At 65.0% G+C, this 24720-nt stretch carries 16 protein-coding genes; 5 read left to right on the top strand and 11 right to left on the bottom strand.

Features of this window, described 5'->3' with window-relative positions; all coding sequences use genetic code 11:
- Positions 1 to 275: 275 nt before the first annotated feature.
- Positions 276 to 2765 (top strand): pentatricopeptide repeat-containing protein, encoded by a 2490-nt coding sequence (locus U0034_RS20860; protein ID WP_158243516.1) that lies wholly within the window; start codon positions 276 to 278, stop codon positions 2763 to 2765.
- A 212-nt stretch (positions 2766 to 2977) separates the two neighbouring features.
- Here U0034_RS20860 and U0034_RS20855 read toward each other — a convergent pair whose 3' ends face one another.
- Positions 2978 to 4933 carry a S53 family peptidase gene (locus U0034_RS20855; RefSeq protein WP_085225174.1) on the bottom strand — a complete coding sequence of 652 codons (1956 nt, stop codon included), beginning with the start codon at positions 4931 to 4933 and terminating at the stop codon, positions 2978 to 2980.
- Positions 4934 to 5501: 568 nt separating this feature from the next.
- Here U0034_RS20855 and U0034_RS20850 point away from each other — a divergent pair.
- Together U0034_RS20850 and U0034_RS20845 are read left to right on the top strand one after the other, a co-directional pair.
- On the top strand, positions 5502 to 8042 hold the full coding sequence (locus U0034_RS20850) for a penicillin-binding protein 1A (protein WP_085225176.1): 2541 nt from the start codon (positions 5502 to 5504) through the stop codon (positions 8040 to 8042).
- Positions 8043 to 8527: 485 nt separating this feature from the next.
- Positions 8528 to 9775 (top strand): lytic murein transglycosylase, encoded by a 1248-nt coding sequence (locus U0034_RS20845; protein WP_170151698.1) that lies wholly within the window; start codon positions 8528 to 8530, stop codon positions 9773 to 9775.
- Between the two features lie 13 nt (positions 9776 to 9788).
- Here the strand turns inward: U0034_RS20845 and U0034_RS20840 are convergent, their stop codons facing one another.
- The 8 genes from U0034_RS20840 to U0034_RS20805 all read right to left on the bottom strand — a co-directional run bounded on the left by U0034_RS20840 (position 9789) and on the right by U0034_RS20805 (position 21834).
- On the bottom strand, positions 9789 to 10205 hold the full coding sequence (locus tag U0034_RS20840; protein WP_085225180.1) for a ParB N-terminal domain-containing protein: 417 nt from the start codon (positions 10203 to 10205) through the stop codon (positions 9789 to 9791).
- 23 nt (positions 10206 to 10228) lie between these two features.
- Positions 10229 to 11482, bottom strand: coding sequence for an MFS transporter (locus U0034_RS20835; RefSeq protein WP_085225182.1), 1254 nt, complete (start codon positions 11480 to 11482; stop codon positions 10229 to 10231).
- Between the two features lie 3 nt (positions 11483 to 11485).
- Complete coding sequence (locus U0034_RS20830) at positions 11486 to 13396, bottom strand: IucA/IucC family protein (RefSeq protein WP_085225184.1); 1911 nt, start codon at positions 13394 to 13396, stop codon at positions 11486 to 11488.
- Between the two features lie 12 nt (positions 13397 to 13408).
- Positions 13409 to 14575, bottom strand: coding sequence for an NAD/NADP octopine/nopaline dehydrogenase family protein (locus U0034_RS20825; protein ID WP_233211903.1), 1167 nt, complete (start codon positions 14573 to 14575; stop codon positions 13409 to 13411).
- A complete protein-coding gene (locus tag U0034_RS20820; RefSeq protein WP_085225186.1) occupies positions 14572 to 15621 on the bottom strand; it encodes a PLP-dependent cysteine synthase family protein in 1050 nt (349 codons plus the stop codon). Before U0034_RS20820 ends, U0034_RS20825 begins: the two co-directional genes overlap by 4 nt.
- On the bottom strand, positions 15618 to 17066 hold the full coding sequence (locus U0034_RS20815; RefSeq protein ID WP_085225188.1) for a Y4yA family PLP-dependent enzyme: 1449 nt from the start codon (positions 17064 to 17066) through the stop codon (positions 15618 to 15620). The genes U0034_RS20820 and U0034_RS20815 overlap by 4 nt, the downstream gene beginning before the upstream one ends.
- 18 nt (positions 17067 to 17084) lie before the next feature.
- Entirely contained in the window at positions 17085 to 19157 is a 2073-nt protein-coding gene (locus U0034_RS20810; protein ID WP_244951892.1) for a TonB-dependent receptor, read from the bottom strand.
- Positions 19158 to 19572: 415 nt separating this feature from the next.
- Complete coding sequence (locus U0034_RS20805; protein WP_158243515.1) at positions 19573 to 21834, bottom strand: GNAT family N-acetyltransferase; 2262 nt, start codon at positions 21832 to 21834, stop codon at positions 19573 to 19575.
- A gap of 141 nt (positions 21835 to 21975) precedes the next feature.
- On the opposite strand from U0034_RS20805, the gene U0034_RS20800 reads away from it, so the two are divergent.
- Positions 21976 to 22524: an SPOR domain-containing protein gene (locus tag U0034_RS20800; RefSeq protein ID WP_085225194.1), complete on the top strand. Its 549-nt coding sequence runs from the start codon at positions 21976 to 21978 to the stop codon at positions 22522 to 22524.
- A gap of 68 nt (positions 22525 to 22592) precedes the next feature.
- Here U0034_RS20800 and U0034_RS20795 read toward each other — a convergent pair whose 3' ends face one another.
- Positions 22593 to 22871, bottom strand: coding sequence for a DUF6150 family protein (locus U0034_RS20795; RefSeq protein ID WP_085225529.1), 279 nt, complete (start codon positions 22869 to 22871; stop codon positions 22593 to 22595).
- Positions 22872 to 23000: 129 nt separating this feature from the next.
- On the opposite strand from U0034_RS20795, the gene U0034_RS20790 reads away from it, so the two are divergent.
- Complete coding sequence (locus tag U0034_RS20790; protein WP_085225196.1) at positions 23001 to 23309, top strand: hypothetical protein; 309 nt, start codon at positions 23001 to 23003, stop codon at positions 23307 to 23309.
- Positions 23310 to 23421: 112 nt separating this feature from the next.
- Here the strand turns inward: U0034_RS20790 and tssA are convergent, their stop codons facing one another.
- Positions 23422 to 24711: a type VI secretion system protein TssA gene (gene tssA, locus U0034_RS20785; RefSeq protein ID WP_085225198.1), complete on the bottom strand. Its 1290-nt coding sequence runs from the start codon at positions 24709 to 24711 to the stop codon at positions 23422 to 23424.
- Positions 24712 to 24720 lie beyond the last annotated feature (9 nt).

Below are 24720 nucleotides of genomic sequence, written 5' to 3'. Positions count from 1 at the left end.
TGCGCGCTGTCTCGATCCCAGCCGGCTACCCGTATTGGGGCCGTGAGGACCGCCTCGCGCTCGGCTTCGGATCGTTTTGCGGCGGTTCGGATTCGCCGCCGGGATTTCGCTGTCCCTGACCGCCTTGCGTGTGGCGGTCCGGTAGATTTCCCGGTACCTTGCCGAAAGCTCGCTCGGGCGATCGACGCATGAACAATCTGGCCGAGAGCCGTGGACTGCACTATCATTCACGCGGCCTTGCACCACGCTTTTTTATCATTACTCTCGACGAACCGATGAAGACGACCAGGGTCGCCCCCATCCCGGCAAGCGATGCGCTCGCCACGCGGCAGGCCCCATCCCCCGAGCAGGGGCAAGAACGCCTGCAGGAGACGCGCCGATCACCGCGTGATGGGCAATTCGAGGGCCTGCCGGACGCCCGTGCGACCCAGCCGCCCGCCAAGGGAAACCCGGCGGACGCACCGCGACGTCTCATCACCCTGACGAAGCACCCTCGCGGCGGCGATACGGCTGCTGCGCGGGGGGAGCCGTCGACGGAGCCGACGGAACATGCGCCGCGTAGCCGGTTCGATGCCAACCGTGCGGCCGGCGAGGCGCAGCCTGCGGCTCAGCGGCCGCGCCTGCTGCGGCGGCCGCTCGCCGGGTTCCACGACGACCGTCCGGCAACGCTCGCGCCTACCCTGCAAGATGCGTCCGCCCCAGCGCCGGAATCGAAGCGCCCAGGCATGTCTCGCAGGCTGCCGCCGCGCAGCCCATTGGGCGCCGAGGCCGAGGCGCCGCGTCAAGCGGACACCCGCTCGAACGCTGCCATCATCGCGCTATACAAGGCGCGCAAACGCGCTCCCGACGAGGTTCTGAAAGTCACCGCCTCGCTCCTGAAAGCAGGCGGCGAATTTTCGACGACGATGAAGCTGTTTCGCGCCGTGCAGGAGGCGGGCATTCCCCCGAGCGTCATCACATATAACGCCGCGATTTCGGCGTGCGAGAAAGCCGGGCACGCCGACGAAGCACTCAGGCTCTTTGCGGAACTGAACGACGTCGCGCGGCGCGATCCGTCGAGAAAACCCGACGTCGTCACCTACAATGCCGCCATTTCCGCGCTCGGCAAAGCCGGCCGCGCCGACGACGCACTGCGATTGTTCGACGGACTGAGGGCCCTTGCCACCGACGATGCGGCGATGCGCCCAACGCTCATCAGCTACACCGCGGCGATCTCCGCGTGCGCAAAGAGCGGACGGGCAAGCGAGGCGCTCGCGTTGCTATCGGATCTCAAACAGCAGGCAGTGGGCGATCGATCGATGCGCCCGAACAATATCAGCTATAACGCGGCCATCGCTGCTTGCGCGAAAGCAGGCCAAGCGGACACGGCGCTGAATTTACTGCGCGAAATGAAGACGCTGGAGTCGCTCGACCGGGCCATGCGCCCTAACGCGATCAGCTACAACTCGGTGATCTCCGCTTGCGCGAACGCGGGCCGGCCGCACGAAGCGCTAAAACTGCTGGAGGAATTGAAGGAGCGCTCTGCAGTGGATGCCTCCATGCGCCCGGACAAGGTCACTTACAACGCAGCGCTGACGGCATGCGGCAAGGGCGGGCTGCCGCACGAGGCCTTGGCACTGCTCGAGGAGCTCAAGCGCCTCGGCAGCCGCGAGGCATCGATGCGCCCGGACGTCGTCACGTTCAACGCGGCAATCTCAGCCTGCGAGAACGCCGGGTGGGTCGATCGCGCGCTCGCCTTGCTGCGTGAAGCCGAGCAGTTGCCGACAGGGCCTGACGTTGTCACTTATGCTTGCGCAATGGCGGCATGCGACAAAGGCGGCCGGCCCGACGAAGCGATCCGACTCTTCGCCGAGTTGAAGGACCGGGCCAGGCATGATCCTTCGATGCGCCCCTCGCTCGCTACATATGGCGCGGCCATATCCGCCTATGGCAATGCCGGCGAGGCACATGCCGCCCTCGCCTTGCTCGACGAACTCGAGATGCTGGCGCATGCGCAGCCGGCAATGCGACCGACCGTTGCCACCTATGGCGCCGTGCTTCGCGCGCTGGAGATCAATGCGCGCGCGGAAGAGGCGCTCCACATTCTGGACAGGCTGGAAAAACGAAGCCGGGACGACGCTGCGGTACGTCCGAACCTGGTCATTTACAGCACGGTGATCTCGGCGTGCGGCAGGGCCGGCCGCGTGGACGACGCACTGAGCGTGCTGAACAGAATGAAACAGGCGGCGCCGGAGCGGGGATCGGTCGAGCCGGAGCTCGGCGCATACAACGCGGCCATCATCGCATGCGGTAAAGCGGGCCGCCTCGACGACGCGCAGGCTCTATTCGACGAGGTGAACCGCCTCAAGCGCGGCGCCTCCTCGCGCCATGCGGATCTCGTCACGTACAGCGCGATGATTTCAGCCTACAGTGCCGCGAATCGTCCCGAGCAGGTCCGCGCTTTGATCGTATCGGCCATCGAGGAGCGGGTCTTCCAACCCCATGCGGGATACGATGCGGGGGCCAATGCGCTGGATTTCCACGCCAACCGCATCTGCGTGGACCCGCCGCCGTCGGAGCGGCCCAAGGGTGTCGCCGCCGGGCTGGCCGTGGCGCTTCTCAGGTATCACCGCGACGCCGGCAATCTGAATGGCCGCACGAAGTACATCGTCGGCCATCAGGGGAACAACGCGGTGAAGACAGCGGTGCTCGATGAGCTCAACCGCGAGCGACCCGGCGCCTACAGGATCGCCCCGGACAACCCTGGGCTGGTCGTTGCGGCATGACGCATTCGCCGCGCTCGATTTGCAACGCGAGGCGGGTGAGCCGTTGAGCCAACCCTGCAGTCGGAAGACGCAGAGGCGGTCCGCCTCATGCAGTGGCGGACTGACCGGCGCGGCTACTTCTTCTTTTCCTCATCGGAATTCTTCATGGTGGAGCGCACGAGACTGAGCGCCCCCGCACCGCATCGCGCGATGGGGCTCGGGGGCTGCTACCGCTACAGCGAGCCCGAGTCGGGCGCGAGCACCTTGCTCAGCTTGCCGAAATCGAGGCTGCCGAAGCCCGTGGCGTTATCCCACCCTGCTGCCGCCGAATATCCGCTGCCCTTATAGCCGGTGTTGCCGGACGTGACGTCGTGAAACGCGGAATGATGGTGCGACAGGTTGCTGTAGAGCCACGGTGTGGGCAAGCCGATCGCATTTCCATGTGCCGTTTCGACCCGAGCAAACCCCCCGACGAAAATCGGCGACGCCAGGCTCGTTCCTCCGTGCACTTGCGGCTGACCGTTCACGATGATTCGGGCACCGGACTTGACCGAAGCGGCAAACGCAACGTCGGGCAGTACGCGCTTCGTGACGGAGCGGCCGAGCGCGAGTGTTTGCCACACGGGCGCCGGCTCGAACTGACTCACGCCGCTTCCAGCGGCCAACAGACGAACCGCATTGTCAGCCGGCTGCCCCTGGGCATCACGATCGGCGTAAAACAAGCCGTCGTTCCATACGGTTTCGCCCGCCCACTTCGTGGCATCGATCGTCGCGAGCGACGTGCCGCCGACGGCCACCACGTAGGGAGAATTCGCGGGCCACGCCACACTGCGCCGGGTCAAATCGATCGTCGTCGTCACGGTCGTGCCGTCGAACGTGCCGACCATGCCCGGCGTGCCTCCCGGAGAATCCGACGCTTGATAGACGCCCGAATCGCCGGACGCTACCGAGAAAATCTGCCCTTGCACGGCCGCCTGCTGGAACAACTGATCGGTTACGGCCTGAACGCCGGCGGCGTTTTCGGCGGTTTCGTCGATGCTGAGCGAGACGTTGACGATCTTCGCGACGTTGTCCGTGATGGCCTTGTTCATCGCCATGATGAGCGAACCTTCGGTGAGCTCGCTGTCGTTGCTGTCGCCATTGATCGCGGAGTAGAAGATCAGTTGCTTGACGCCGCCGGCCGTCGCCACGATCGTCTGGCTGTCCAGGTTCCACTCCGTGGGATTGCCGTCGTCGGCCAACGTGCCTGTGTCGCCCGGTACGACGAGCGTATCCACGGGCGGCAGGCCCGCCTGCGTCGTGAACGTCTTGAGGTCCGCTATCGTTTGGCTCACGTCGCCCCACGTGACGATGCCTACGGTGGTGCCGGTCGCGGCCGGCAGCCGGCTTGCGCCGTAGATCTTCGCGTAGTCGGTCACGTCGTGCACGACCACCGTGCTTGGCGAATCGCTGCGGGTGGAGTCGGCGGCGCCGGCCACGGCACTGTCGGTCAGACGATGCGAAAGAGGTTTCGGCACGACGGCGTTTTGCAGCCCGAGGACCGAATCCACGATCGATCCAAGCGAAGCGGGAACGGACGCTGCCGCATCGTTCGCGTAGACATTGCGGCCGTCATAGCGAAAACGCTTGAGACCGGCATGAAAAGCGGTTCGAACGGTATCGGCGTTGCCCACCGCCGTTACCGCGCGGTTGCCGGGCGCCACTCGAACGTTGGAAAAGCCGCTCGACTTCAGATGCGCGACGACGGCCGCGGCTTCGGCGTCGGTCGGTGCAAAGCGGCGCTTGAACTCCTCGGGCGTGATGAATTTGCGGTAATTGGCGCTGCCGGGCTGGCTCACGTCGGCGACGAGCTTGTCGAGATCCGCCGCATTATGCGTTTTCAATACGACGGCGACGTGCACGGGCTGGCTGATTTCGAGTGGCATGACGCGCGTATTGACGAGCGCCGGCTCGCCTGCGCGTTTGAGCTTGTAGCCCGATGTCGCCACTGCGGACGCCATCAGCGAACGTGCGATGCCGCTGGCGGCGCTTCCCGCGGTATTGGGGACGATAAACGCGCCCGTGCGCGTGGAAACCCATTCGGCGGCATGTGCCGACGGCGCGCAAAGCGACGCCGAAATCAGTAACGGCAAAACGAAGACGTTGGTCGAACGAAATGAGAGACCATTCAGTGGTCCACTATTTGGCATGTTGGCTCCGGGAAATGGCTAAAACCGAGCGCGAGCGCCAACGGTCGGGTTGCCGATCCAGTTGACGTGATGCTTTTGCGCGCGCGAGTAATCCGCATGTGACAGCCCCGTATCACGGGAGTTTTGGTCTATTGCGGTGGCCTACCGCTATAGGCGGGCAGATTATCATTCAGTTCGTGGCGTTTCGCAAATCATGTGCGACTTCCTCGGTGCGTGGAATTTTTCGGCGATGGCCGACAACATCCGCTTTCTGCTTGATTTATTTCATTTGCGCATTCCGGGCACAGAGAATGGATTACGCGCAAATAAGGAAATCCTTATACCAATTCTCAAAGAACCTCAAAGAATCACAAAGTCATATTCCTGAAATATGCCCGACGCCTGGTCGCTATTCGCCTTGACAATCAGAATCGCTTCTGCTTTTTGGCGCTGTCAGCCTTTTAAGCGATCGTCCGTCTCGGATCCTCGATGTGGCGGGCCTTGCGGATGGCACGTCCGGCCGGGCGGCGCGCCGGCAGCCAGCCAACTTTTGGTACGATGCCTCCTTTCGCCCCCGCCGTGCCGATAGATGATCGAGTTTGCCCAGCGATTGCTTTCCTCCGCGCGCAAGCTGGCTGTTGCCGCGCTCGAGCGCCTGCGTCGCCCTACCCGCCGCGGCCTCCTGCTCGCTCTCGCCGTGCCGCCCGCGCTGTTCGTCCTTTATGTGCTGTTGCTGATCCCGTTTACGCCCGGCATCGGCGACATCCGCAAGGCACGCGTGGATCGTCCCGCGCGGATTCTCTCGTCGGATGGAAAGCTCCTGGCCGAGTTCAAGCCCTCGAACCGGGAATGGGTGAAGCTCGCCGACATCTCGCCACGCGTGATCGACGCGTTGATCGCGACAGAAGACCATCGCTTTTACGAGCATCATGGAATCGACTGGCGCCGCACGGCCGGTGCCGCCCTGCACACGTTCTCGGGGGACCGTCAAGGCGGCTCCACGATCACCCAGCAACTGGCGCGCAATCTCTATCCCGAGCAAATCGGGCGGGCGCCTACGCTCACGCGCAAGCTGAAGGAGGCGATCACCGCGCTCAAGATCGAGGCGGTCTACCGCAAGGACGAAATCCTCGAAACCTATCTCAACACCGTGCCGTTTCTCTACAACGCGTACGGCATCGAGATGGCCGCGCGCACCTACTTCGACAAGTCCGCCTCCGATCTGGACGTGCGCGAAGCAGCCACGCTGATCGGCATGCTCAAGGGCAACGCTTATTACAACCCCGTCATCAACCCCGAGCGGGCCTTGCAGCGGCGCAATACCGTACTTTCCCAGATGGTCAAATACGGCAAGCTCACGCCGGCTCAGTTCGCGCAACTGAAAACACGGCCGCTGGGCGTGGACTTCGAGCGGCAGACGGAACCGCCTGGTCCCGCACCTCACTTTGCGCGTTATCTGCGTAAATGGCTGATTGCCTGGGCCGACCGCAACGATTACAACATTTATTCCGACGGCCTCGTCGTGCATACGACCATCGACGCGCGGCTGCAGGCAATGGCAACGCAGGCTGTCGCATGGCAGGCGAATCAGTTGCAGGGCGTAGCCAATCGCGCATGGTCCGGGCGCGACGGCTGTTCGGCGGCCAACCCGCTTTTCGTGGCGTTCGTGCGCGAAAGCGCCGAGTATCGCGCGGCGCTGGCAGCAGGTCGAAGCGAGCAGGACGCCATGAAGCAACTGACGCGTGACCGGGAGTTCATGCGCAATCTCTGTGCGAGCAAAACGGACGTTCAGGCGGGCTTTCTCGCGATCGATCCGCGTACGGGCCAGATCCGCGCGTGGGTGGGCAGCCGCGACTTCGTGCGCGAACCGTTCGACCACGTCCAACAGGCCCGGCGGCAACCAGGCTCGACGTTCAAACCATTCGTGTATGGTGCCGCCTTCGCTGCCGGCGCCAAGGCCGACGACAAACTCACGGACCAGCCCGTCGAGATCGCGCTCAAGGGCGGCGAAATCTGGCGTCCGGCGGACGAAGCGCCGCCGACGGGCGAGGCATTCACGCTGCGGCGCGCGCTTGCGCTCTCGCGTAACCGGATTACCGCGCAGGTGATCGAGCGCGTCGGGCCCAACAAGGTGGCACGGCTCGCACGCGCGATGGGTGTGCGCGAGAGCCCGCTCGAGGAAGTGCCGTCGCTGGCGCTGGGAACGAGCCCGGTGACGTTGATGGAGATGGTCTCCGCCTACAGCACGATTGCCGACGACGGCATTTATCGCGCGCCGCGGATGGTCACCCGGATCGACGATGCGGAAGGCAACGTGCTTGCCGAATTCGCCCCGTCGCAGGCCGAACGCGCGCTCGACGCCGACGTCGATCGTACGCTCGTCGATGCGATGCGCGACGTGGTGACGTATGGCACGGGCTCGTCGATTCGCAGCCGGTTCGGCATTCGTGCCGACGTGGCCGGCAAGACAGGGACGACGCAAGACAGCGCCGACGGCTGGTTCATTCTCATGCATTCGCAATTGGTGGCCGGCGCGTGGGTGGGCTTCGACGACGGGCGCGTCACGCTGCGCAGCGATTACTGGGGGCAAGGCGCTCATACCGCTTTGCCGATCGTTGGCGACTTTTTCCAGCGGGCGTTGCGCGCGCGAATCGTCGATGCCCGCGCACGGTTCGATACCGCCGTGGAACCTTCGGCGTTCGAACAGTTCCGCACCCGCCTCAGCGAGCGTCTCCAGGCGTGGCGCGAGACATTGTTCGGCGCGAAGGCGCCCCAACTGTCGCAGCCGTCGCAGCCCTCGAACGGGCAGGCGGTTCGCCGCCGCCCGCCACCCGCTCCCGAGGCCAGCGAAGCGAGCAGCGCCGCGGCGGCCAACGTACCCGCCGCATCGGAGGTCGATGCGATCGGCGCGTTCGCGCTCCCCGATGCGTCAGCGCCGGCTGGGGCATCGTCGGCCGCGCCCGCCGTGTCGTCCCCCGCACTTCCGCCAATTCTTGGCGCACCGGCCTCCCGGCCGGCGGGGACGTCACCGCCCGAGCCGGCCGACACCGAGCCGCCGGCCGTTCCAGCTTCACCGCCGGGGTCCGCGCCGCGAAGCGAGCCTGGAGCGAGCGCGGGTACGGGAAACTAGTGTTCCGTCCCGGAAGATGGCGGGCGTGGGCGCGTACGCAACCGATGTTGCGGATGGGGCTTGGCTACGTCGAGCGCTGGTTCGGGTCGATCACCCAACAGGCATTGGTCGCGGATCGTTTGGGAGCGGGCGTCAATCGATCGCCGCATCCAACGATACGTCGATCGGTACAACGTCCATAAACGCCTGTTCACGTGGACAGAACCGCCGATTTCATTGTCGAAAACATCGGGTGCTTACGCAAAGCTATTGCTGGGGCGGAACGCCCGGAGCCGTCGAGCGCCAGGTTGGCAGCAGTGGCGAGATTCGTTTCGATATCCATTTTTTCGCTGTCGAAAGATTATGCTTGACGGGTTTTTTTAATATTTCGAACGTCGCCATTTATTGATAAATTGGAGTCTCCTCCGTTCTGTATCTGATTCTTCACGATGAAAAAGCAAACCTTGAAAAGAGGGGCGACGATTTTTTCCTTGCTGACGCTTTGTATGTTTCGTCTGACCACGCATGGACAGGCCGTGGATGCGCCGGCGTCCAATGAGAAAGGCGCTTCGGCGACCGAGAGCGGCCCTTCGGCGGAAGCGGCCGTTTTCGACGCATGGCGCGCGAGCTTTCGAGCAAAAGCACTGGCCAAGGGTATCCCTTCCAGCACGTTCGACTATGCATTCGATCGTGTGACGCCAGACCCGGACGTCGTGGATCTCGACAGGCGGCAGCCGGAATTTACGACCTACATCTGGGATTATCTGAATAAGCGCGTGACACCGGAGAATGTCCAGCAGGGCAATGCGTTCGTCGCGAGCAAGTATTCGGTATTCCAGACGCTGGAGCGGGACTATGGCGTGAACAAGTACGTACTCGCAGCCATTCTGGGAATCGAGAGCCAGTATGGGAGCGATATGGGCCAGCGCTACGTCGTTCGGTCTCTCGCAACGCTCGCCAATGACGGGCCGCGCAAACCGTATGCGGAAGCGCAACTGCTCGCATCGCTGCAGATGCTTCAGGAAGGCGACGTCCAGCGCGACCAACTCGTCGGTTCCTGGGCGGGTGCGATGGGGCAGACGCAGTTCATTCCGACGACGTATCTCCAATACGCCGTGGACGGCGACGGAGATCGCAAGCGCGATATCTGGCATTCGTCCGCGGATGCACTGGCGTCCACCGCGAACTACCTCGAGCATATGGGATGGCAGCGTGGCGAGATATGGGGAATGGAAGTGCAGGTCCCCAAAGCGTTCGATTACGAAATGGCTGCGCTATCGACCCGGAAATCCGTGGCGGAATGGCAAGCGATGGGGGTCATCGGTGCAAGCGGGCCCATTTCGTCGGAAATGCGGAATCTGCAGGCATCGATTATTCTGCCGGCCGGCTATCGCGGCCCGAAATTTCTGGTTCTGAACAATTATCGGGCGATTCTGAAATATAACGCGTCCACAGCGTATGCATTGGCTGTGGCGCTGCTTGCCGACAGCTACGTTGGAAAAGGCAAGCTTGTCCAGCCGTGGCCGACCGACGATCCCCCCTTGAACAACGTCACCGATATCGCGCTGCTTCAGCAGAAACTGACTGACCAGGGATACGACCCGGGTGCCGTGGACGGCGTGATCGGCGATCGTACGCAAAAGGCCGTCCGTGCCTACCAGAAGAGTCAGCATCTCGTGCCCGACGGCTACGTCAGCACGTCGCTGTTCGCAAGACTGCAAGGCGGGCCGGCCAGTCCTGGCGCGGGGAAATGATATTCGGCTGTGTTCAACCCCGGGCGCTCAATAGCGCCAACGGGATGTCCGTATGCGGCAGCACGGATGCGAACCGGTGTCGCGTCGTCTTGTAGGGAAAGAGCATTTTGTCGCGCAGCAACCGCGTGCCGATGCTCTTGACGCAAAACGGCTCGCCCGTGCGCCAGTGCGTGACCGATACCCGTGGGTCGAGATAATCGAGCAACACGCACGGCAGGTAGCTCAGCCCGAGCATCGCCGCCGCTCGCAGGCGATGGTTGCCGTCCATCACGATTCCGGTTTCCGTATCGATGGGGATCGGTGTCGTCCATCTGCCCGCCTCGCGAATGACGGCGGCCAGTTCGCTTACGTGGTTCTCGTCGACCACCTCGGACGCCTGCAGAAACGAAATCGGTTTGACGGCTATGCAGTATGAGAAATCAGTCGGCATCGAGCCTCCTCAGCGAATCGGTGTCACGAGCCCGCCGAAACGTGCGGCTGTGCCAGCGCGCCGCGTTCGCGGGCCAGCACGAGGATGGCCGCGAGCGCGAGCGCATAGGACGCCGCGACGAAGAAGTAGGTGTATTGCAGGCCTACGCTATCGCTCAGCCAACCGCCGAGTGCGATGCCGGCGACCTGAGCGAACTGGGTGGTGCTTTGTGCGATGCCCAGTACGTACCCCTGATGAACCCCGCCGGCCGCCTTGGAGACCAGGGACATCAGCACCGGCGTGGTTGCGCCCAGCAGTACGCCCCACGCAAAATGGAGCGCGACGAACATGCCCACGTGCCGTGTCAGCGCGGCAGCCAGCGTCAGCACGGCGCAGGCCAGGGCGATCAAAGTCATTCGCCGCAACGACTCGCCACGTATGCGGTTCTCGAAGTAGCGCGCCCAGAGCGACGCGGACACCACGAATCCGAGCGACAACATGCCGTAACACAGCCCGACTACCCAATTGCCCACGTGGAAGATCGAACTCACATAGAGCGAAAACGGCGCCTGAGTGATCGTTCTGCTCACCAGCAGGATGCCCGCGATCACGAGGAGCCCTGGTACCGGCGAAGCCCGCCATCCGAACGCCTGGGGTTGCGCGGCGGTGGCCGGATCGTGGTTGCGCACTGCAGCCGGCGCCGGCTTCGAAGCCCTTGCGTCGGGGAGAACGACTATGACGGCACCGGCGCAGCACAGGCACAATACGCCGGCCACGATGTTGATCCAGAAGAACGTCGCGTTATCGAGGATCAAGCCGCCCGCAACGGCGCCCGCCAGCGAGCCGAGGTTCGTGGACACCTGGAGATAGGCAAAGAGCCGCGCGCGACGCTGCGACGAGACGATGCCGACGCCGTATGTCTGTGCCGGGGCGATGTAGCCCGCGCATGCGCCCTGCACGAATCGCAGGATCAGGATCGCCCACACGCTGCTTGCCCACGCCAGCGCGAGCTGTGTTGCCGACAATCCGACGAGCGCGCGGACCATCATGAGCTTATGTCCGGTACGGTCGCCCACCCTCCCCCAGAACGCACTCGTGAGCATGATGCCGAGCATCGGCCCGACATATACGGCCACGCCCGCGAATCCGAATTCGAGATCGGACGTGCTGAGCGCCTTCAGATGCAGCGGCCAGAACGGGCCGCTCATTTCCATCGCCCCCATGGAAACGAGTTGAATCGCGAAGAGGATGTGAATCAGGCGTGCCGCCCGCTCAGGCGCGACCGTGGCGTTCGTCATCGATCAGTCCTCGCGGCACGCCTGTCGCAGCGGGTTCGGCAATCGATGCTGCAGCCGGTAGTCCGAGTACTTGAGCAGATGCATGCGCAAAATCGAACGGGTCGGCCACGGATGCTCGAGAAATGCGGCGCGCTCCGTCCGCCATAGCTCGCTCGTGACGCGGGAGGCAAACGCATCGAACGCGCGCGCCGTTTCCTCGCGAAGGATCTGCCAGAGCCGCGTGGGCGCGAGACCATACTCCCGGGTGAGCAGCAACGCGACTTCGTGCAGATGGCAGACGAAGCAGGCGTCGAGCACGAAGGCGCGCACGGGCTCGATGTCTTCCTCGAAAACCGTCGGCAGAATGCCCGGATGAACATAGGGCTTGAGCGAATGGCCGCGCGCGCGCAACAGCGGTGCGTAGGTGCGGCCGTCGCCGAAATCGCGGACGAGGAGGCCGGCCGGCATGCCATCGGCGGCGAACAGTACCGAGGTGTTCTGCTGATGCGCCTCGAGTGCGATGCCATAGAGCAGATAGATACCCACCACAGGGTGCGTGACGACGTGCGCATAGCGCCTGAACCACGTTTCGACGGCTTCCGGCGTCGCGTGTGCACCGTCGCGCTTTTCGACGAGTTCGGTCGCGAGCGCGCGGCCATCTGTGGGCGATGCGGTCAACAAGGCTGCGACGGTGATCGGCAACAGGCCATCCGCCCGCTCGAACGCCGCCTTGCTCGCGCGGAAGGCCACCGAAAGGTGGCGCCCCGGCCGGTCCTCCTGATGCACGGCGTGCTTGAAGTGCAGCGCGACTTCTTCCGGAAACACCTCGAGCGTGTGCTCGAAGCCGTTTTCGTCCGCGAGGATGCGCTGGATCACCGCGCTGATGCGCGGGCCCATATGGATCGATTTCGCCTGAAGGCTGCGCTGCTCGCTCGTGAGCCAAAGTGCGACAGGCAGCTTGATGAACGGCACGGGCCCGGGCAGCCGCGGCATCATCGTGCGAAACGACATGGTCGGCCAGGTTTCCATGTCGGGGCCGTCCACGATCAGCGCGCCCTCTTCCATCAGCGCCGCATACTCCTCGCGCACGAAATGTTCGAGATGCCAGCCATGGATGGGCAACGGCAGCCATGCGCGCTCGTCCAGCCCGCGTTCGCGCAGGCCGGCCGTCCAGCGCGCCCAAAGTTGCGGGAAGTTCGCGGCGAACCAATCGTGATAGCGCTCGACGTGCGGCATTCGCTCGACATAGGCCATATCGGCGCGCAACGCGGCGATGCGCACGGGAACGATGGCGTTGAACTCGGGCGAAAGCGCGGCCACTTCGCGCGCATTCAGGTCCGGTTTGCTCTTCCAGGTGGGATAGAACGGATGCCCCTCCAACGCGCCCCATTGATCGAGCAGCACCGCCGCATCGCGCACCGTCATGTGCTGGTGAAGGTAGCCGACAAAGCCGTCGGCTTCGGCCGTGTCGATCCTCGTACGCAAGTCCGCGTCCCATGCGTCGCGATAGATGCGCGCGAGAGCATCGTTTTCGACGCTGTTGGCGATATCGCGCTTGAGCCCGGCCACGCCTTCCTCGCCGGGCACGAAATCGAAGTATGGAAGCAGCAGGTCGATCAGTTGCGCCGGCGAGCGAATCTTGACGCGGGTGCCATCGGATTCGATCAACGTCAGCGCGCCGTGCAGGATGAACGTATCGGCCGGAGCGGCCTCCAGATCGCCGAAGAACAGCAGCGCGTGCGTGTTCCAAAGCGGCAGCCAGGCGCTGCGGCCTTCCGGGGCGAACACGAGCCGGTCGCGGTCGATGATCCGCTCGGCGAGCAGGCAGCGAACGACCCGGCGCAGTGCATTGTGCCGGGCCGATTCCAGCGCCGTTTGCTGACGCTGCGCATAAAACGCATTATCGGGCTGCAACAAGGAGAGAGAGGTCTTCATGAGACTCCTGAATCAGGCTGGCCAGGTTTCGGGGAAGTAGTCGAGCGCCGAGTTGCGCAGTCCGTCCATGTAGGACACAGTCCAGCGAAAGACTTCTTCGATATGGGGCAAGGGCACGCCGAGGCGCCGGCCCATCTCCACGAGCAAGGCGAGCCCATAGGCCACGTCTTCGTGAAAAGCGCGATGGGTCTTGTCGATGACGTAGCCAGGGCGGCCCGCCGCCGCGACGAGCGGCGCACGAATCGCGTCGTACGCGCGATTCGTGCGCAGGACCGACAGCATCGTGCCCGCGTCGCGGATCTGGTCGTCGTACGCCTCGACGATCTCCTGCTTCAACGGCTTGACCGAAGAGAGGTCCAGGCCCATGCGGCGCTCGATCGTCTTGCACAACAGCTGGTTCTCTTCGTCGCTGCGCTCGAGGAAATACGCGCCGAGTTCGGGGCAGTCCGTCCACCAGCAGATCGGCTCGGAAAACGTTTTGTCGTGCCACTGGCCGTATGGGCCGATCAAGCCGTAGATGACCGAGCTGTGCATGATCGGGTTGCCCGGCGTGAGCGTGATCTCCAGATAGTCGTCGAGCAATTCGACGGGCGCGGTATAGAGCCTTCGCAGATGGGCGAGCAACGCTGCGCGCGAGGCGGCGCTCTCGCGCGCATGCGTCGCGACGTAGAGCATGCTTTTGGCGCCGCCCATCCGGACCGACCTGCCCGGATCGAGATCGGAGGCGATATGGGAGACGTCCTTCATGCCCCAGATGACCACGTTCGGACACGCGGAAAAGGCCTGCTCGGCGAGCCAGTCGAAGCCGCAAAAGCCCGGAATTGCACCGACGTACACCGGCTTGTCGGATGGAACATGCGCAGCGATGGCCCGCAGCAACGGGGGCCGCACGTGTGCGGGCACCGTGACGACGATCACGTCCGCGCCGGCCAGGGCGATGGCGGGCTCGCCCGTCACGACGTCCGGGCGCGCGGAGCATGTCGTGCCGTCGGGCATTGAAACGGCGATGCCGCCTTCGGTGCCGCGATATTTCTCGACGGTGTCGCGGTTGTTCGTGAGCAGTGCGACACGTACGCCGGGATGCTGCTTGAACAGCACCGCCGCGAGATGTCCGGTGCGGCCACCGCCGCACACGACGACATTGAGCACCGGCATCGGGTTCGGGTTCGTCGCCGTCATGCCGCTTGCACCGCATGCAGGCGCGGGACGTCGCGCGGCGCTTCGGCAAGCTGCTCCTGGCCGAGCCACGTATCCAACTGCTCCCAGACCGTCGGATCGAGCAGATTGCGCTCCTCGAGCCAGTTCTCGCTGAACACCGTGTGCAGATACTTCTCGCCGCCATCGGCCACTGCCGCGAGCACGTTGCCGCCGATCAGCCCGCCATGGATGAACTCGAGCGCCTTGTAGACCACGCCGCCCGTGGAGCCGCCGACGAGCAGCCCCGTGCGCCGCGCGAGATAGCGGGCCGTCTCGAACGCCTGCGCATCGCTGACCTGCACGCCCATATCGATGCAGCTGTAATCGAGCACGAGCCCCACGGTATCGCCCGCCGGCGTGCCGGTGCCCGACTGATAGTACGGATGCCCGGGCTGGCCGAACACGATCGAACCATCGGGCTCGACGGCGATCGTCTTCGTTTGCGGATTGTGAACCTTGAGCCCGTGCGCGATGCCCGTCATCGAGCCGCCGGTACCGACGCAGCCCACGTAGGCGTCCACACCGCCCACCTCGGCCACCACCTCCCTCACGAAGTCGGCATACGCGCCGGCGTTGGCGGCGTTGTCGGACTGATTCATGAACACGGCGCCCGGGATCTGACCGGCCAGCTCGGCGGCCATGCGCTGACGCTCGACCACGGCCACTTCGTCTTCCCGATATTGGCCCTCGACATAGCGGATCTCCGCGCCGAGCGCGCGCATGACGGCGATCTTGTCGGGCGCGGCGTGGTGATCGACCACGGCAATGAAGCGCAGCCCGAACTCCACGGCGGCAATCGCGAGGCCGATGCCCGTGTTGCCCGACGAGGACTCCACCACGACGCCGCCCGGGCTGAGCCGTCCGGACTTGAGCGCTGCAACGATCATGTTGCGGGCCATGCGGTCCTTCATGCTCCCGCCAGGATTGTTCTTTTCGATCTTCAGCAGCAGCCGCGCATGTTTGGCTGGAACGGCTATGCTCAGAATGGGCGTGTTTCCGATGAGGTCGGTGACCTTGTTCAAAATCATTCCGATTCTCCGTGCGAAACGTCAGGTGAGATACCCATGCGGCCCGCCGCGTCGAAGCTCACCGCAATTCGGCGCGGCATGGGATGGCGATGAAATTCGTTTTCGAGCAGGTCCATCTGATATCCGGCCGTATTGGCATAGACGAGCAGATCCCCCGCTTCGGGTCTCCTCTCGAAGCGAATCAGGCGATTCGTCAGGACGTCTTCGTCGAGGCAGCTGTGCCCGGCAATCCAGGCGTGCACCGGCACATCGTCCCGCGCTCGGTCATGCGGCTCGCCGTGTATTCCATCCGTGCGCGTCGATATCAGGATCGGGTCCACCAGAAACTCGGACGAGAACCACGTCTCGCACGCGCTGAAGCTGCTGCCTTCGGCGAAGATCACGGCCTCGCCGGGGGCGAGCGATTTGACGCGTGTCACTCGAAAGATCGAGACAGCTGTCTGATCCGCGAGACTGCGCCCCGGCTCGATCGCAAGCGCGAGTTCTTGCTCCTTCAGGTACCCGGCGATCGACAGCCCCCTCGCGCACGGTGCCGCGAGGAACCCGTCGAGCCAATCGCACGCGCCGATGGCGCCGCCATAGGGGTAGAACGATGCCGGTACCTGTCCGTTACGGTAGTCTCCGGCGCCTTGCGCACCAACGAACGCGTCGTACCGGGCCGGCTCGACATATTGCGCGGGCAGCCCACCGCCGATATCGATCGTTTTCGGGGCGAGCCCCATGGCACGGGCCGCCTCGACGAAGGAAACGAGTTCGCGCACCGCGGCCGCGCGCGTTTCGTATCGATACCCGCCCAGATGAAAATGGAAGCCTTCGAACGAGAACATGCCATCGCGGCGGGCGACGCGCCTCATGCACGCCAGCAGCGCTTCGGCGCTCATGCCGAAGCGGCTCGAACCCGACGCTTCCGGCCGGTAGCGAAGCAGCACGCGCGCGGGGCGATCGGGCTCGATCTCGCCGATGACAGCTTCGATGTCTTTCAACTCCTCGGGCGAGTCCACCGAGATCAAGGCGTCGTTCGCGATCGCAGCCATGTGAAACACGCGCGTCTTCGCCGGGCCGGTGGCGCAAAGCCGTGCCGGCGCGACGCCCGCACGCAGCGCATCGCGCATTTCGTAGACGCTCGACACGTCTATGCCGATGCCCGCCTGCACCGCGGCGCTCACGAGCGCCGGCGATTTGTTGACCTTCGCTCCGTAGAAAATCTGGAATGCGACGCCATGGCGGTGCAGCACGGCGCGAAGCGCCTCGACGTTGCGCACGAGGACATCGGGCACGACGACGTTGAGCGGAGACCCATACGCCTGCGTCAGCTCGAACAGCGCTTGCGGCGCGGAACGGACGAGGCGTGCGAGCGCCGCGCCGAGAATGGGCCGGAGCACCGGCGGCTCCGACACATGGAAGTTGCAGATTTCAGCTGTCGAATGCGACGGGCTGGCTTGCATCCGCCCTCCTCTCGTGGATTAGAAGTCGACCGTTGCCGAAGCGAACAGCGTGCGCGGGGCACCGAGCGAGATCGTGCCGAACGACGCGACGCCCGACCAATACTTGCGGTTGAACGCATTGAGCAGCCCCGCGCGGAAGGTCGTGGACTTGCCGTGGAGCGAGGTCGTGTACCGCGTGCCGAAATCGACGGTCGCCCAGGCCGGAACGGACTGCGTGTTCGCCTGGTTCACGTACTCGCGCCCCGTGAAGTTGATCCCGCCCGTCAGCGTGAGGCCCGCCACCCAAGGCAGGTCCCATTCGGTGCCGACGTTGGCCATCCAGGCCGGCACGCCCACTGGCCGGTTGCCGACGGTCGCCGCACTGGCTGTCCTGGTCAGTTCGGCATCGAGCAGCGTGACGCCGCCGAGCACGCGAATACCTTTGATCGGCTCGCCCGCGAGCGTGAGTTCGAGCCCCTGATTGCGCTGCTCGCCGTCCACGCCGTAGACGGTGCCGGAGAGCTGGCCGCTCGGCTTCGTTATCCTGAACGCCGCGAGCGTTGCCATCACGTTCCTGAAGTCGACTTTCACGCCGACTTCCTGCTGCTTCGTCTTGTACGGCGCGAACACCTGGCCCGCGTTCGAGGCGACGGCCGGCGCGATGTCGCCCTTGCTGAGCCCCTCGATGTAATTGGCATACAGGGAGACGTTTTGAGCCGGCTTGAACACGATGCCGACGAGCGGCGTGACGGCGCTCTTGTCATACGAGGAGGTTTTCGCGCCCGTGGCCGCGCTGAAGTTGTCTGACTCGACCTGCTGCTGACGGACGCCCGCCGTGAGTTGCACACGCCCGTCGAGGATGCTCAGGGTATCCGCCAGCGCGACCCCCGTGAGCTGGGAGGCGGAAACCTTGGGAACGCTCGAGGGCGACGCGATGGCCTGCGCCGGGCTGGCAACCGGCGCATAGAGGTTCGAAAGGATCGCCGAGCCCGAATTGCTCGCCTGGGCAAGGCGATCGTGGTAGATGCTCCACTGCAGCGTGACGGCATGCGCGACGGGGCCCGTCTCGAACTTCGCGCGCACGCCGGTATCGGCGCTCCAGCGGTTGACCTGGAACTTCCAGTTCTGGGGTGTCGAGCGGGTATCGCCCGCGGCGTCGACAATCGTCGGCGTCTGGTCGGAAAGGCGCGCGACGTCGGTCTTCGCCCCGCCTGCATCGGCGAACACGGTCACGTTTTTGGCGATGTCGTATTCGGCGTGCAGCAGCGTCGACTGATCGTACGACTTCCACCATCCCCACGATTGGGTGACGTTGCGCCGGCCGTCGGCGGCGGACGGCACCTGAACGCCCGATGCCACCAGGAACGGGCGGGACGGCGCATCGGTCCACTGATATTGCTCGATCACGTCGAGGGTCGCGCGGAATTTCTCGCCCTGATAGTCGAGCGACAATGCGCCGACCTCCGCACGCGACGATTGATTGTCGAGCGGCGTGCCGCCCTGGCGATGCAGTCCGTTGAAGCGCACGCCGAACTGTCGGTCGCTGCCGAAGCGCCGGCTGATATCGACATGGCCACCGACCTGCGAGTCCGACGTGTAGTCAGTGGTGAAACGCGTCAGATCTTTCGCGAGCGGACGCTTGGGCACGATATTGACCACGCCGCCCACGCCGCTGTTCGGCGACATGCCATACAGGAATGCGGCCGGCCCTTTGAGCACGTCGACCCGCTCGACATATTCGGTGAATACGTGATAGTTGGGGACAACGCCATAAACGCCGTCAAATGCGAATTCGCTGAGATTTCCCTCATTGATCGGAAAACCGCGAATATAAAAGGAATCGGTCACGCCACCCGTTTGCCCCGTGAGACGAATGGACGGATCTTTCGTCAATACGTCGGCAAGCGTGGCGGCCTCCTGATCTTCCATGCGCTTCGACGTGTAGTTGGTTACGCTGAACGGCGTATCCATGACGCTCTTGCTGCCGAGCAACCCGACTCGGCCGCCCTGCGCCACCTGGCCGCCCGCGTAAGGCTGGGTGGGCTCCTCCAGGGGCACTGCGGCCTTGACCACGACTGTTGGCAATGTCTGATCGGCTTCGCTCGCGGCCATGATCGGCTCGGAGACAACCTGCGCATGAACGGAGCCGGTGATAACGCTCAACGCACCCGCATAAACAAGACGTGCGGAAAACGACAGTGGATTGAGAACTGAAGCGGCCGAAAAATCGGGCCCAACGGCAAAACGACGAGGCCGAAATGACATGATCTGGAAATCTTGAACGGAGCTTCTTCGTTGATGGGAATCTTACGATTTGTCAACACTAACGCAAATGATAATGATTCGCAATACATAAAATCGAAGCCAAATAGTTGAAATCGATTCCACGCACGGGGGCAGCGAGGCGCTCACGCCCGCAGCGAGGCGAATGACGCGGGTGCGGTCTTTAGACGCACCCGCTTCTCCCCCGCTTTCCCCCCGATTCCCCGCCACCGCCGCAGTCGTTATTCCCTTCCGCGGTTTCTTTTCATCGCCCCGCCGCCGCATGGCCGCACAGCCGCAGCGGTTGGCCGATCTCGTCGCAATACCGCAGGAGTCGGCGGATGATATCGGCGACGTCGAGGTCCGGGTTGCCCTCCACCCGCTGCGCCGTTCGATGAAAGTAGCCAACGTTGGCGTTGCTGTCTTCCCGGATCGGAAGGCGGCGAAATCCGAGCCGCGCCAATGCACGTTCCGAATACCCGTTGCCTTCGTACACCGTCGTGAAGAAATCGGTCACCCCGGCCGCATGCGCCATCGAGAACAGGCACCGTGCCGCGCGTACGCCCATACCCTTGCCCTGCAGGTCGGCTCGCAGCCAGAAATAGAAGTCGCCCGACGTCGCCGCTCGAAAGAGACTGACTATGCCGACGAACCCGAACCGCTCGTCGACGATGGCGCAATTCATCTTGGCCTCGCGCCGCGTTTCGGTGTCGATCCAGGCGAGCGCCTGCTCTTCGTCGTCCAAGGTCTCGAGGTTGGCCATCAGGGCGATATGCGGCGGCCCAACGTACTCCGTCAGCGCGCGCGCATGTTCGGGGCCGAGCGGCTCGATCGACAAGCTGCCGTCGCGCGCGCATTCGGGACGGTACCAATCGAACGAAGAGCGGCGCCGCACGCGCTCGCTCAGTTCCTCCTCGAGCGCGCGGCACGCCGCGTGGTTGGGATCGATGGCACACGCACGCCGCGCATGGTGCAGCGCTTCTTGCAGGCGCCCGCTCGAAGCGAGGCTGAAGGCGAGGTAGTAATGTGCGGCGAGCGGCTCGCCGCCGCGTGCCAGAGCGCCCGCGAAAGCGTCGCGCGCGATGTCCCAGCGATCGAGCGCCATCGCTGCCGAGCCGATTCCCAACTCGACGTCCTCCGCACGCGCATGCGGCAGGAATGCCCGCCACGCACGCTCGAGTGCGGTGCCCCAGGCAAGACGCGACTCGGGCCGCAACGGCATGCCCCCCTGCACGCGCCCTCCGATCGCGCCCAGTACGCGCGGATCGAACCGCGACGTCCGGAGCAACGCGAGCGCCATGTCGAACGAAGCGTCGTCCGGGACAGTGGCCGCAGCCCGCGCCAACCGGCCCGCGTCAAACGGGGACCAGCCGCTGAGGATCGCGTCCATCTCGCCGCTCGCCCGACGGGAAGGGGGCATTCCGCCTCGGCTCCATGCCGCGTAGAGCGCGAGTCCGCCTTCGTCGACGCGTCTGGTGCCGCACCATGCCCCGTCTTCGTGCCACGCCAGCGCGTGGTAGTTGACGGGAAGTCCGCTCACCGCCGACACCCACGGCTGCGGCGGCGCCAGCGCGCCATCGCGGATCTCGTTTTCGGAACAGGCGGCGACATCGCACGCAAGCAGCAGATAGCGGCCGGCAATCGTTTGTCGCAACGCTTTCACGAACGTGAATGCTTCGGTCGGCAGCAAGACGGGCGCATTGACGAGGTGGCGCCGGTAGTGTTCGATCAGTGCGTCCCACGGTGGCCCGCATTGCAGTGCGCCCTCGCCCGGGCCCGCCGGTTGACACTGGTAGTTCAAGCGCCGACCGCCCGGCGCGTCGGCGGCGGCCTCGAAGCGTGCTCGCCCCTCGATCCATTCGCCATTGCACGCCGCGAAGAGATCGGCCGGCAGGCAGCCAAAGAAGCCCGCGCCGAGTACGACGGCGGGATTCGCCGATACGTTTATCGAGGCGAGCGGCCCGGCTCGCACGCCATGGGCCCACGCGTAGTCACCGCGAGCGGCCAACCGTATCGCCCCCTCCTCGATGTGCCAATGCGCGACGCGAAACAGATCCCCGCCGACCGGCCGATTCAATCGTTCGCTCGAGCGCAGTGCCTCGGCATCCGTTTCGCTGTTCGTGCAGGCGATATAGCACACGCGCAGCGCCGGCAACGTGCTGCGTTGCAACTGCTCGTCGATCGCGAGCCGCATCAGCCATGCGAGCGCACCGCTGCCTGGAGCGAAATCGAGTATGACAACGGACTCCGACGAATCGAGCATCCCGGCGTCATGTTCGGTCTGCCAGAAAAACACGATCGCCCGTGCCCAGACGTCGGCCCATGCGGGCCCCGCCAACGTATCGCCGAGCGGCTCGGGCGCATGCAGTTCGGAGCACACGTCTCTCATCGACATCCAGGGGGCGCCGTCCTCCGCCGTATCGAGCGACGGGTTCGGTCCGCAGTCCGTCGCGCGAACATCTGATGCACGGCATTCGTCGACGGCCGGCAATGCATCGCAATCGAGGTCAGCTACGCGGTCCATCATGATGACGCTCCCGCAGTCGATCGACTGCATGCAGGGGGCTGCTGACGGCGACGGCAAAGAGCTCCCCCCGCCGCCGCTCGCCAGTTGCCCGAGCTTTGTCTATGATCGGGGCCTGCCACCGCGTTTTCGTTCCGCACGCCCATGCTCAAACCCGTCTTCCTGTTGCTGCTCGTTTTATTCGGCGCCGCGATGTTCGCGGCCGGCGCGCTGGCTCCGGCACACGTCAAGGCGCCACTGGAAGCGTTCGCCTCGAAGGTCGCCGCGCGGCTGCCTGTCGGGGCGGGACGGCAGCCCGCCAAGGCCGCCGATACCGGCATCGCCCGCACGGGCACCGTCACGCATGCCGCCGCGCCTGCGGGCGCCACCTCGCCCGCGTCGGGTGTCGTCTATGCCGCCTCCGCACCGATGGCCGATCTGCTCGTGCCGGCCGTGCCGCCCGCCAAGGCGCACTACGCCCTGCAGGCCGCCAGTTTCGAATCGGGCGATGCAGCCGGCGCATTGGCAGCGGAGCTTGCCGCGCGCGGGCATCGCACCGTCGTCGTCCCCGTGAGCGATGCCGACCATCCATTCATCGTCGCCGTCGGCGATTTTCCGACGCCCGAGGCCGCGCGCGCTCAGCAGTTCGCCCTCGGAGAGGAACTCAAATCAGTGACACTCGCGCCCGTCATCATGCTGCCGGCCGCGCATTGATCGCCCGGCAATGGCCGCAAGGGCCACTGCCCGCGCAGCGCATCGCACCGCGTACGTGCGTTCGCCGCTCATCCCAGTCGCCCCTGCAGCCGATGCAGCCTGAGCCAGCCGGCTTCGCCAAGCGACGAGACGAAACAGACGCGCAAATTCGCCGAACCTTCATCACAAAAATAGGCAGTGACCGTCGCCTGCGCCCGATCGGTCGTAATAAACCATCTTGCATCCCCCGTCGCCATGCCGTAGCTCGATACGCGGCACGCGAGCAGGTCCGCGCGCGCCCGGTCGCGGACGAGCGCGATCCGCACGTCGGCCATCCCCATCGACTCGGCCTGATAGATGCGCGCCATCAACGCGCCTCCACGCGTTCGGCTACGCGCACCGCACTTCGTGCCGCGCATCGTCGGCTTGCATGGCGCCGCGCAAACCACGATACTGCGTCATCCTCCCCGCGGTCTCTTCCGAAAAGAAGGTTGCGCATGACATCCGAAGCATCCCCTCGGCGGCCCGCCGTACCGGGTACGGTTGCCGTGCTGCCCGACGGCACACCGGTCACGCTCGTGAAGCCGGACGGCGCGAAGCGCCCGACGCTGGGCACGCGCGAGCCGGCCGACAGCGGCGACGTCGCCCGCCGGCTCCGGGCGCTCGATGCCTGGGGCGTGCCGCGCGCGCCATCGCGGCGGCAACCCGATAACGCGATCGAGCAGGCGCTGCCGCAGCGCACGCGCACGATCCTCTCCGATTCGCTGCCTGCCCCCATCGCGGATCTCGTCAACGGCCGGCGTTGACGCCCAATTTCGCCGGTGACGCCGGTGACGCCGGTGACATCGGGGTAGCGCGGGCCGATATGTGCACGCCGCGCCGGGTTCGCGTTCCGCCGCAGCCGCAGCGCGCCGCGCCTCACGTGGCCTCCTCTGCCTGCGGCACGCCAATGCCGAGCAGTTCGAACAGGTTGAGTTGTCCCTGACCGCGAATGAACAACGTGTCGTACAGCTGTGCCGTGTTGAGCGCCCCCCATTCGATCGCGCGGCGCACGAGATAGGGAACAGGGCTGTGCGGTTCGAGCTGCGCCAGCAAATCGGCCGCCTCGGCAAGCTGCAGGTACGCGCGCTGACGCGTGGCAAGCGCCGGCGCACACAGGTGCCGGCGCTCCTGATCTGCTTCGGAACCGCGGGCATCGATGGCCGCATTCTCGCCGGCCGCCCGCGCGGGCTCCGGCGCTTGCTCGTCGGGCGCCGCGCAGCCATCGGGCTCGGCGATGCCGATGCCGATGCCATCGTCTCCATGCCCCCCGCTGCCTGCGGGGCCGGCCGATGTACCCGTTGCGTCGGCCGCTTCTCCGGCCGGCAGCAGGCCTCTGCGATCAAGCTCCGCGGCGACGAACGCGGCAATTTCACCGAGCAGCCCCGCAAGCTGGCCAACACCGGGAGCGTTGCGTTCGAAACACGCGTCGAGCGTCGCGTCCAGCTCGGCCAGCGCCTGGTTGCAGCAATCGAGCGCACGATGTGCTGCGACGAGCGCATCGTTCGAGGTGGCCGCGAGCGCTTGCGCCAATTCGGCGGCTTGGGGCCCGTCATCGCGCTCGTCGTGCTCGGCGCGCTCGCGCGCGCTGCCTTGGAGCGCATGCCGCGCTTGGCGCGACTGCGCAAAATCAGCCCATGCGAAGGCCCGGGGGCTGCCCTCGGCATCGGGCTCGGCCGCCCCCGAGGTCAGCGGCACGAGCCGCGCCGGCACAAGCAGCTTCTCGTTGAACCAGCGCACGAGGTTCGCACGATGCTCGTACTCCTGTTCGTCCGAGGACGGCATCGGGTACAGCGTTCGCCAATAGCGCCGGCACAGCCCGTCGATGATGACGGTGCCGGCCGCAAGGCCGGTGAAGCCATGCTCGCGCAGCAAAGCTTCGGCAAGCCATACCGCCAGTTGCAAGTCCTTGCTGCGCGTGGCCAGCGCATCGAGTGCAGCCCTTGCCACTTCGTCCCACTCGGCCCGCTTGAGCCGCTTCACCCAGGCCCCCTGGGGCAGCGAGGCATCGTCCGCTTCGCGCGCGCGGCGAATGCTCTGCCAAAGCGGCGTGCCGCGCAGCATGTCGCCCTGCGGCGCGTGGGCATCGATCGGGGCGAAGACGCGCGCGCAATCGATCCCGTATCGGCCGAGAAGAAAGCTGTTTGCGTACTCGAGCGCATCGCTCATTTCAGGCTC

Source organism: Trinickia caryophylli, from assembly GCF_034424545.1.
GTDB lineage: Bacteria > Pseudomonadota > Gammaproteobacteria > Burkholderiales > Burkholderiaceae > Trinickia > Trinickia caryophylli.
This window is presented reverse-complemented; position numbering and strand designations above follow the sequence as displayed.